The 379-nt window shown below is 64.9% G+C and carries 1 protein-coding gene; it reads left to right on the plus strand.

All coding sequences use genetic code 11. The features are described from left to right. Positions 1-379 (plus strand): MG2 domain-containing protein (locus D7Y13_RS45025; protein WP_147452809.1); only part of this gene is annotated, 379 nt, incomplete at both ends.

The following is a 379-nucleotide window of genomic DNA, read 5'->3' on the forward strand; positions in this document are numbered from 1 at the left end:
GGGCCAGCTGTCCGGTTACCTCTTTTCCGATCGCGGTATCTACCGCCCGGGCGATCTGTTCCATATCGGCATGATCGTGCGCGCCAACAGCTGGACGCGCAGCGTGGCTGGCATGCCGCTGATCGCCGAGGTGGTCGACCCGCGCGGCACTACCGTGGCGCAGCAGGCGGTGTCCATGGATGCGGCCGGCTTTGCCGAGCTGGATCACACCACGGCGGAAACCTCGCCGACCGGCAACTGGACGGTCAATCTCTACATCGCCAAGGACGGCAAGCCGTATTCGCAGATCGGCAGCACCACGGTGCAGGTGAAGGAATTCCAGCCGGACCGCATGAAGGTGTCGGCAAAGCTTTCCACCGCGGTGGCCGAGGGTTGGGTG

The organism is Corallococcus praedator (genome assembly GCF_003612125.1).
GTDB classification, from domain to species: domain Bacteria; phylum Myxococcota; class Myxococcia; order Myxococcales; family Myxococcaceae; genus Corallococcus; species Corallococcus praedator.